This is a genomic window from Serratia proteamaculans, from assembly GCF_008830365.1.
GTDB classification, from domain to species: Bacteria; Pseudomonadota; Gammaproteobacteria; order Enterobacterales; family Enterobacteriaceae; genus Serratia; species Serratia proteamaculans.
Genome location: NZ_WBKI01000001.1, coordinates 1,887,378 through 1,896,836 on the forward strand (window position 1 = coordinate 1,887,378; position 9,459 = coordinate 1,896,836).

Annotated in this window: 10 protein-coding genes; 4 read left to right on the top strand and 6 right to left on the bottom strand. The window is 54.5% G+C overall.

Annotated elements, in window-relative coordinates; all coding sequences use genetic code 11:
- Positions 1–11: 11 nt before the first annotated feature.
- From maeB to F8R23_RS08925, 5 genes are all read right to left on the bottom strand, one after another.
- On the bottom strand, positions 12–2,291 hold the full coding sequence (maeB, locus tag F8R23_RS08895) for an NADP-dependent oxaloacetate-decarboxylating malate dehydrogenase (RefSeq protein ID WP_129936649.1): 2,280 nt from the start codon (positions 2,289–2,291) through the stop codon (positions 12–14).
- A gap of 671 nt (positions 2,292–2,962) precedes the next feature.
- Positions 2,963–3,133 carry an Rz1-like lysis system protein LysC gene (lysC, locus tag F8R23_RS08910; protein WP_170287968.1) on the bottom strand — a complete coding sequence of 57 codons (171 nt, stop codon included), beginning with the start codon at positions 3,131–3,133 and terminating at the stop codon, positions 2,963–2,965.
- Positions 3,117–3,500, bottom strand: coding sequence for a DUF2570 family protein (locus F8R23_RS08915; protein WP_112348722.1), 384 nt, complete (start codon positions 3,498–3,500; stop codon positions 3,117–3,119). The genes lysC and F8R23_RS08915 overlap by 17 nt, the downstream gene beginning before the upstream one ends.
- On the bottom strand, positions 3,497–3,877 hold the full coding sequence (gene chiX, locus F8R23_RS08920) for an L-Ala D-Glu endopeptidase ChiX (protein WP_461531893.1): 381 nt from the start codon (positions 3,875–3,877) through the stop codon (positions 3,497–3,499). Before chiX ends, F8R23_RS08915 begins: the two co-directional genes overlap by 4 nt.
- 10 nt (positions 3,878–3,887) lie before the next feature.
- On the bottom strand, positions 3,888–4,214 hold the full coding sequence (locus tag F8R23_RS08925) for a phage holin, lambda family (RefSeq protein ID WP_112348720.1): 327 nt from the start codon (positions 4,212–4,214) through the stop codon (positions 3,888–3,890).
- A 293-nt stretch (positions 4,215–4,507) separates the two neighbouring features.
- Between F8R23_RS08925 and chiB the strand changes: the two genes are divergently transcribed.
- Positions 4,508–6,007, top strand: coding sequence for a chitinase ChiB (gene chiB / locus F8R23_RS08930; RefSeq protein ID WP_151415496.1), 1,500 nt, complete (start codon positions 4,508–4,510; stop codon positions 6,005–6,007).
- 96 nt (positions 6,008–6,103) lie between these two features.
- Here chiB and F8R23_RS08935 read toward each other — a convergent pair whose 3' ends face one another.
- Entirely contained in the window at positions 6,104–7,045 is a 942-nt protein-coding gene (locus F8R23_RS08935) for a LysR family transcriptional regulator (protein WP_151415497.1), read from the bottom strand.
- Positions 7,046–7,450: 405 nt separating this feature from the next.
- Here F8R23_RS08935 and cbp21 point away from each other — a divergent pair, with 405 nt between their 5' ends.
- The 3 genes from cbp21 to F8R23_RS08950 form a co-directional block, all read left to right on the top strand.
- Positions 7,451–8,044 carry a chitin-binding protein/chitosanase CBP21 gene (gene cbp21, locus F8R23_RS08940; RefSeq protein ID WP_129939194.1) on the top strand — a complete coding sequence of 198 codons (594 nt, stop codon included), beginning with the start codon at positions 7,451–7,453 and terminating at the stop codon, positions 8,042–8,044.
- 298 nt (positions 8,045–8,342) lie between these two features.
- The gene (gene tal / locus F8R23_RS08945) at positions 8,343–9,293 is read left to right on the top strand and encodes a transaldolase (RefSeq protein ID WP_099063618.1); all 951 of its coding nucleotides are present in this window, start codon (positions 8,343–8,345) and stop codon (positions 9,291–9,293) included.
- A gap of 18 nt (positions 9,294–9,311) precedes the next feature.
- Positions 9,312–9,459 (top strand): ribulose-phosphate 3-epimerase (locus F8R23_RS08950; RefSeq protein WP_037424098.1); only part of this gene is annotated, 148 nt, incomplete at its 3' end.

Sequence of the window (9,459 nt, forward strand, 5' to 3'; positions counted from 1 at the left end):
TCGCTAAAGGCTTACAGCGGTGTGGTCTGCGCTTCCACCACGGCCAGCGCCACCATGTTGACGATGCGGCGCACAGAGGCGATTGGCGTCAGGATGTGTACCGGTTTCGATACCCCCATCAGCACCGGCCCTACGGTGACCCCTTCGGAAGAGGAGACACGCAGCAGGTTGTAGCTGATGCGCGCCGCTTCCATATTCGGCATGATCAACACGTTGGCCGCCCCTTTCAGCGGGCTGTCCGGCATCAGATCATTACGAATACTCTCTACCAGCGCGGCATCGCCGTGCATCTCACCGTCAATTTCCAGTTCCGGCGCCATCTTGTTCACCAGCTCCAGCGTTTTGCGCATCTTGCAGGCCGCCGGGTTATCGGATGAGCCAAAGCTGGAATGGGACAGCAGCGCCACCTTCGGCTCAATACCGAAGCGGCGCACGGTTTCCGCCGCCATCAGGGTGATTTCTGCCAGTTGTTCCGGAGTGGGATCGTCATTGACATAGGTGTCGGCAATAAAGGTGTTGCCGCTTGGCAGCAGCAGCGCATTCATTGCCCCGGCGACGTGTGCCCCCTCACGGAAGCCAAACACTTTCTCAACCACGTCGTAATGTTCGTGGTAACTGCCGATGGTGCCGCAAATCATCGCATCCGCTTCACCGCGATGCAGCATGATGGCGGCAATCAGCGTCGGGTTCCCGATCACCGCGCGGCGCGCCTGCTCCTGCGATACACCGCGGCGCTTCATGATCTGGTAATACTCGCCCCAGTATTCGTTGAAACGCGGATCGGACTCGTTGTTCACCACTTCAAAGTCTTTACCTGCCGTCAGTTGCAGGCCGAGTTTTTTCAGGCGCATTTCAATCACGCTCGGACGACCGACCAGGATCGGATAGGCCAGCCCCTGCGACACCAGTTCCTGAGTCGCATGCAGTACCCTTTCCTCTTCGCCTTCCGCCATCACCACGCGCTTCATTTCTTTCTTCGCCTGGGAGAAAATCGGCTTCATGAACAGGTTGGTTTTGTAGACGAACTCGGACAGTTTTTCGACGTAGGCGTCAAAGTCTTCGATCGGGCGCGTCGCCACGCCGGACTCCATCGCCGCCTTGGCGACCGCCGGAGCAATTTTAACAATCAGGCGCGGGTCGAAAGGTTTTGGAATGATGTATTCAGGGCCAAATGACAGGTCCTGGTCGCCATAGGCCGATGCCACTACGTCGCTCTGCTCAGCCAGTGCCAGATCGGCAATCGCATGTACACAGGCCAGCTTCATTTCTTCGTTGATGGTGGTAGCGCCCACGTCCAGCGCGCCACGGAAAATGAACGGGAAGCACAATACGTTGTTCACCTGGTTCGGGTAGTCGGAACGGCCGGTACAGATAATGGCGTCCGGACGCACGGCTTTCGCCAGCGGTGGCAAGATCTCCGGTTCCGGGTTGGCCAGCGCCATGATCAACGGATCCCTGGCCATGGTTTTCACCATATCCTGGGTCAACACGCCCGGGCCGGAACAACCGAGGAAGATATCGGCATCCGGGATAGCGTCCCCCAGCGTCCGCTGGCCGTTATCTTCGATGGCGTAGGCCGCCTTGGTCTGCTCCATGTTGGCGTCGCGACCTTTGTAGATCACCCCTTTGGAATCGCAGACGGTAATGTTCTGCTGACGCAACCCCAGCGCCACCAGCAGGTTCAAACAGGCGATCGACGCGGCGCCGGCACCGGAAACCACCAGCCGCACGTCGGAAATATTCTTTTTCACTACCCGCAGGCCGTTCAACACTGCGGCGGTGGTGATAATGGCGGTGCCGTGCTGATCGTCATGAAACACCGGGATCTTCATGCGCTCACGCAGTTTCTGTTCGATGTAGAAACACTCTGGCGCTTTGATGTCTTCCAGGTTGATGCCACCGAAGGTGGGCTCCAGCGCGGCGATGATGTCGATCAGCTTGTCAGGGTTTAGCTCATCCACTTCGATATCAAACACGTCGATACCGGAAAATTTCTTGAACAGGACGCCTTTCCCTTCCATTACCGGCTTACCGGCCAAGGCACCGATATTACCCAGCCCTAAAACCGCCGTACCGTTGGAAATCACCGCCACCAGGTTGCCACGCGCGGTATACTTGTAGGCCGCCAGCGGATCGGCTGCAATTTCCAGACAAGGGGCCGCGACGCCCGGCGAGTAGGCCAGCGCCAGATCGCGTTGCGTTGCCAGCGGTTTGGTTGGAGATACCTGGATCTTCCCTGGGGTCGGATACTGGTGAAAATCAAGCGCACTCTGTTTGAGCTGTTCGTCCATTATGGGTTCCTATGCTTTTTGCTTTTATGTTGAGGTAAGACTTGTAAACCTTTAAGGCTATGAGGCTGCGTCCTGTCATTGTCCGTGGCGCCGTCGCAGACCCAAAAGCCCGTAATCAAGGCGGAGGGAGTAGAGCATAGCGGGCCTATGTTCAAACCCGACAACGCGGAGTACGGGCTTTTGGGGCGCGACCCGAAGGGCTGGGGCCATTTGAACGCGCATCTGTGTTACGAGTCGCTTATTTGGCCCACCAAACCTCACGACCCGCGCCTTGCTGCGCGTCCAAATGACCGCCAGCGGCGCTCACGTACAATGGCAGGGCACAGCCTTTAAGTATAGTGAGAGAAACGTCACAAACTTTGAAGCGGGCCATAACCTTGATCGAAATAGTTTTTTAAAAGTAAAAAAAGAAGTACCACAGGACGGAAAAGAAAAACACTGCCGTCAGTGCGACTGATAGTGAGTTTGATAACAAAGTTGTTTTTTAGCTCGAGATACCCGGGCCTAGCGCACCGAGGGGCCATTATGGGACACGTCCATGTGTCCCACCCTTCGGGCCGACTGAAAGTCGTTCCAATTTGCTCCCGGCAAATTGGTCGGCAGCCAAGGCTGCTACGACCCCTTCGGCACGCTCTCCCTAATATCGGGCATCATCAGTAGTCTGAATACCGTCAGTGCGACGGCAGTTGGACACGCCAGGCATTGAGCGTCGCCACCCGGCCGGCGCAAACTTGTAACGAGGTTTGTAGTGCCAGCGTGTAACTCAGCGCATCGCCCCAGGTGTTACCCAGCAGCGGCGGCTGCTCGCACGGGGTAAACACCGACTCAGGGGGCAACAGCACCACCGGCACTGCTGCCTGCGGCGGTTGGGCGCAGGAGCTCAATAACAGCATCAGGCATAGGCTGCCCAGCGCAGGCGTCATTTTTGATCGCTTCACGGTATTTCCTCTGATAAACGTCGCTTTGCTGGCGCAGCTGCTGCTCCTGCTGCTGTTGGACCGCCATCAGCGCCCGGTTCTGTGCATCCTGAGTTTGCAACGTGGCAATCAACCCTGCCTGCTGCGCCAGGGTCTTTTGCTGTTCATCCGCCTGTTGCTGCACCAATTCCAGCCGGTGCGACAACAGCGAGCTATAGCCGCCAAGGCAGATCGCTGCCACCAACAACAACAGCCATCCCCCCTGCACCAGCCGGCTCAACAAGCCACTCATGCCGGATAATCCCTGAAGGAAAGCTGGAAGTGCGGCCCGTCCTTCAGCGTTTTCCATTCGCCCCCCCACTCAACGTTAACCGCACATTCGCGTGCCGCACGGCGCACTGCTACGGCAATTTGCGCGTAGTAATCCCATTCCCAGGACACCACGCCCGCCGGCATCGCCACCACGTCCACCGCATGGCCGGTCAAATGACGGCTTTTCAGCGTCTGGCTTTGACCACCGCGCACCAGATCACGCTGACGAGCCATGGTGCGCAGGCCCTCGGTGATGGAAAACGGCACCAGCGAGTAATGCAGCGCCAGCCTTATCACCCGCACCAGATCCGGATGAACGCCGATTAAATTCGCCTCGCTGCGTGCGGTAAACTGAATGTCCTCAATTTCATTTATCATTTTTAAACCCCGTCTTTTTTCCAATGATTTTTTTAATTAATGCGCTGATATAATCGGCCCCAAGGAAACCAATCAGCACGCTGGCAAGATTCGCCCATTTTAATTCCAACCCGGTCAGCGCCAACGCATCGCGTACCGTCCAGGCCAATAATGCACACATGCCTGCATTTAACAGTCGGCGCCGCATACCTACGTTGCGGTAGGCGCCATGTAATAGCGCCATGATGCCCGCCAAAATGGCATTTATCACCGGCTGGAGATATTCACATGCTCGCTGGATAATTAAGCCAACAGCGTCTGGCTCTAAGCTGGACATAGCTACACTCCTATTTTATTTTAATAAACTGCCCATCACGGCCGGTGGGATATCGGTACCATCAGAATCTAGTTAAGGATGCTATAACAAAGCAAATGAATAAATATAGCCTCTAAGGTCAAATTGATTCATGCTCAGCCACAGCACAACAAGCTCAGGTAAATAACAGGGTCCATTGATAAAAAACTCATCTTTACTGTGATTTATTTCGACTTCTCTTTATCATAAAAATAAACATTAATAGCGGCGAGAGAATGTCTCTCAATAAAAAACCTCAACCCTGGAGAAATACCATGTCCGAACGTAAAGCCGTTATTGGTTATTATTTCATTCCAACCAACCAAATTAATAACTATACCGAGTCTGATACTTCAATCGTGCCATTCCCGGTATCAAACATCACACCGGCCAAGGCCAAACAGCTGACGCACATTAATTTCTCGTTCCTCGACATTAACAGCAATCTGGAATGCGCCTGGGATCCAGCCACTAACGACGCCAAAGCGCGCGACGTGGTCGGCCGGCTAACCGCGCTGAAAGCGCACAACCCCAACCTGCGCATTATGTTCTCCATCGGCGGCTGGTATTACTCCAACGATATGGGGGTTTCCCATGCCAACTATGTCAATGCAGTGAAAACCCCGGCGGCGCGGACCAAATTCGCACAATCCTGTGTTCGCCTTATGAAAGACTACGGTTTTGACGGCGTAGACATTGACTGGGAATACCCACAGAGCAGCGAGGTGGATGGCTTTGTCGCCGCGCTACAGGAAATCCGTACCCTGCTGAACCAGCAGACTCAGGCCGACGGCCGCCAGGCACTGCCTTACCAGTTGACCATTGCCGGCGCCGGTGGCGCGTTCTTCCTGTCGCGTTACTACAGCAAGTTGCCGCAGATCGTCGCCTCGCTCGATTACATCAACCTGATGACCTACGATCTGGCCGGCCCATGGGAAAAGATCACCAACCATCAGGCCGGGCTGTTCGGCGACAGCGCCGGGCCAACCTTCTATAACGCGCTGCGTGAAGCCAACCTGGGCTGGAGCTGGGAAGAGCTGACCCGCGCCTTCCCCAGCCCGTTCAGCCTGACGGTGGACGCCGCAGTACAACAGCACCTGATGCTGGAAGGCGTGCCGAGCCACAAAATTGTCATGGGTGTGCCATTCTATGGCCGTGCGTTCAAGGGCGTCAGCGGCAGCAACGGCGGCCAGTACAGCAGCCACAGCACACCGGGCGAAGATCCTTTCCCGGGCACCGACTATTGGTTGGTGGGCTGTGAAGAGTGTGTCCGCGACAAGGATCCGCGCATTGCCTCCTACCGCCAACTGGAACAGATGCTTTTGGGCAACTACGGCTATCAGCGCCTGTGGAACGACAAGACCAAAACGCCGTACCTGTATCACGCGGCCAATGGCCTGTTCGTCACCTATGACGACGTCGAAAGCTTCAAATACAAGGCGAAGTACATCAAGCAGCAGCAGTTGGGCGGCGTGATGTTCTGGCACCTGGGCCAGGATAACCGTAACGGGGACCTGCTGGCGTCGCTGGACCGTTATTTCAATGCGACGGACTACGATGACAGCCAACTGGATATGGGCACCGGCCTGCGTTATACCGGCGTTGGCCCGGGTAATTTGCCGATCATGAGCGCCCCGGCCTACGTTGCCGGTACCACCTATAACCAGGGGGCGTTGGTGTCATATCTGGGTTACGTCTGGCAGACCAAGTGGGGCTACATCACGTCGGTGCCCGGCTCCGATACCGCCTGGCTGAAAGTGGGCCGCGTGGCATAACGGCAGGTTATCCCATAAAAAAACCCCGTGGCCGATGGCAACGGGGTTTTTACTGCATTAAACATTTAATTTTCGCATCCCTTCGTGGCTACTCCCTCAGTTGTTACACCAAGGGTAACCCCCGTCACGTATCACTTCACGCCCCATCAGGCTAAATACGTCGCTTTTACGCGTCAGTCGCTCATGCCACCAGCTAAATCCGGCGCCCTTGCTGGCCGGGTGCCAGGCCAGCCAAATCATTTCGTCCCCCTTTTGCATATCGACCGGCACCGTCACCAGCTCACCGCTCGCCAACTCTTTTTCTATCAGCGCCGGTGGCAGGAAGCCGTGACCAATGCCGCGCTTGAGTAACGCCAGCTTGCTTTCGACGTCGCACACCACCAGTTGGCGCTGCAACGGCATGGTGCCATGGTTACGCTTGGGCAGTTCGTGGCTGCTGTCGGCAATCACCACCACGATATCGTTCAACCGCTGGTTTTTATCCACCGGCTTTTTCTGCGCCGCAAAAGGATGCGAAGGTGAAACGCACAGCACAAAATTCAGCTTGCCGAGCATCAGCGTCTTGGCCTGTACGCTGTCCGGGATCTGGCCGATGGCGATAATCAAATCGGCTCGGTTGTTCTTCAGGGCATCCCAGGTGCCATTCAGCGCTTCACGCTGTACGGAAATGTTGGCATTCGGACTGTGCCTAATATAGTCGCGGATGTCCTGGGTGATAGTTTCCAACGGAAAGAAATTATCGACGACGATGCGGATATTATTATCGAGTTTCGGGATGTTTCTTACCCTACTCTCCAGATCCTGCACCGCATTTAAAATCCAGCCACCCTCTTGCAACAGGAATTCCCCTTCATCTGTCAGGGTAATCATCGGGCCATTACGATGAAAAAGTTTCACACAGAGTTTACTTTCAATATTGGAAACCCGATAGGAGATTGCCGACGGAGTTTTATGCAATGCCTCCGCCGCCATTGAGAAAGAGCCGGTACTTTTGATGGTGCTGATTATTTTAATCGCATCCAGGGATAATCTAGTCATACAAATTCCTCTTTGAAATAAAATAAGAAAAAATTGACACTAAATTCCCAAGTGGTTGGCGCGTAAAAGTCGTTCAAGTCACACAAGAGTAAGTCAAACCACAAGCAATATACTCCATATCGGAGAACGTCATCTGAAAGACTATTCATCAATCCTTTAAATAAAATTCATCATGACGCCGTTTTTTTAGACAGCAGCGTTTAAATAAATTCAACCAAAAAACAAAAGACAATCATCATAATAATTTTAGTTAATAGCCTATAAAACATTCCATCCTGACGAGCGAGACTAAGAGTAAAAATAAAACAAGCCGCCAAGAATGATGTTTTTAATTTCGTTAATAACCTCTCATTTCACCGGTGAAATAAACCCAACTTACAAAACAACTTCAGTCAGGAGTGACTTATGAACACGACTTCTCGTACCCTTATGTCCCTTGGTCTTTTGAGTGCCGCACTGTTCGGCGTCTCACAACAGGCTGCCGCCCACGGCTATGTCGAAACACCGGCCAGCCGCTCCTACCAGTGCAAACTGCAGCTCAATACCCAGTGCGGCAGCGTGCAATACGAACCGCAAAGCGTTGAAGGGCTGAAAGGCTTCCCGCAGGCCGGTCCGGCGGATGGGCATATCGCCAGCGCCGACAAAACCACCTTCTTCGAGCTGGATCAGCAAACGCCGACCCGCTGGAACAAGATCAACCTGCACACCGGGCCTAATTCCTTCACCTGGACATTGACGGCTCGCCACAGCACCACCAGCTGGCGTTATTTCATTACCAAGCCAAACTGGGATGCTTCACAACCGCTGACCCGTACGTCGTTTGACCTCACACCGTTCTGCCAACAGAACGACGGCGGTGCAATCCCTGCCGCACAGGTCACCCACCAGTGCAACATACCGGCAGACCGTAGCGGCTCGCACGTGATCCTCGCCGTGTGGGATGTAGCAGATACGGCCAATGCCTTCTATCAGGCGATTGACGTTAACTTGAGCAAATAAATAAGGAGGGGGAATACCACAGGGTTCAGCCGGGTGCTGAACCCTTTTTTATTGCTTTATAGATCGTCGCAGCGCATGTTTCTTATTGTTCCCCCTCAGGCTAAATTCGGCTTCCCGCTGCCGAACAACCGGCGCAAACCCGCGGCCCGCCTGGTTTTGGAGAGGATCCATCGTTCTTGTCCATTGCAACAATCAGAAAAAGCGCATTTTAATCTTCGGGCTTCTGATGCAGTGTGTTCAGCCTACGATGGAAAACGTTCTCATTTCCTACATTGACGTTAGGTCAAGGAGCTTATAAATGAATCAATTAGACGCACTCAAGCAGCTAACTACGGTTGTGGCCGACAGTGGCGATATCGAATCGATCCGCCAGTTCGAACCGCAAGATGCCACCACCAACCCTTCCCTGATCCTGAAGGCCGCTGCACTGCCTCAATATAAGCCACTGATCCTCGAAGCCCTGAGCTATGCCCGCCAGCAAGGCGGCAGCAAAGAAACCCAACTGATTAACGCCTGCGACAAACTGGCGGTCAACATCGGCGTCGAAATTCTGAAAAGCGTACCGGGCCGCATTTCCACCGAAGTGGACGCCCGCCTGTCCTTCGACCGCGGTATGTGCGTGGCCAAGGCGCGTAAACTGATTGGCCTGTATCAGCAACAGGGCATTGATAAGTCGCGCATTTTGATCAAACTGGCTTCCACCTGGGAAGGCATCAAAGCCGCCGAGGAGCTGGAAAGAGAAGGCATCAACACCAACCTGACGCTGCTGTTCTCTTTCGCCCAGGCCCGCGCTTGTGCCGAAGCCGGGGTGTTCTTGATTTCACCTTTCGTTGGCCGTATCTATGACTGGTATCAGGCCAAACAGCCGTCCGCTGACTATAACGCCGAGCAGGATCCGGGCGTGGAATCAGTCCGCAGCATTTATGAATACTACAAGCAGCACCGTTATCAGACGGTGATCATGGGTGCCAGTTTCCGCAAGGTAGAGCAAATTCTGGCGCTGGCCGGCTGCGATCGCCTGACTATCGCACCGAACCTGCTGGAACAGCTCAAGCAAAGCGATCAACCGGTAGAACGCAAACTGACGCCATCTACCGAAGGTTTCCATCAACCTGCCCCGCTGGCCGAGGCCGAATTCCGTTGGCAGCACAATCAAGATGCCATGGCGGTTGAAAAACTGGCCGAAGGTATCCGTCTGTTCGCCGTTGACCAGCAAAAGCTGGAAGACATGCTGGCCGCTGAACTGTAATCACTCTGGAGTCCCGTAATGTCTGCTCGTAAAGAACTCGCCAACGCCATCCGCGCACTCAGCATGGACGCCGTACAAAAAGCAAATTCCGGCCACCCGGGTGCACCTATGGGCATGGCGGACATCGCCGAAGTCCTGTGGCGTGACTACCTGAACCACAACCCGA

Excerpts from the sequence above, each read along its gene's own strand:
- maeB (WP_129936649.1), bottom strand. The coding sequence starts at position 2,291 with ATGGACGAACAGCTCAAACAGAGTGCGCTTGATTTTCACCAGTATCCG.
- F8R23_RS08915 (WP_112348722.1), bottom strand. The coding sequence starts at position 3,500 with ATGAGTGGCTTGTTGAGCCGGCTGGTGCAGGGGGGATGGCTGTTGTTG.
- F8R23_RS08925 (WP_112348720.1), bottom strand. The coding sequence starts at position 4,214 with ATGTCCAGCTTAGAGCCAGACGCTGTTGGCTTAATTATCCAGCGAGCA.
- chiB (WP_151415496.1), top strand. The coding sequence starts at position 4,508 with ATGTCCGAACGTAAAGCCGTTATTGGTTATTATTTCATTCCAACCAAC.
- F8R23_RS08935 (WP_151415497.1), bottom strand. The coding sequence starts at position 7,045 with ATGACTAGATTATCCCTGGATGCGATTAAAATAATCAGCACCATCAAA.
- cbp21 (WP_129939194.1), top strand. The coding sequence starts at position 7,451 with ATGAACACGACTTCTCGTACCCTTATGTCCCTTGGTCTTTTGAGTGCC.
- tal (WP_099063618.1), top strand. The coding sequence starts at position 8,343 with ATGAATCAATTAGACGCACTCAAGCAGCTAACTACGGTTGTGGCCGAC.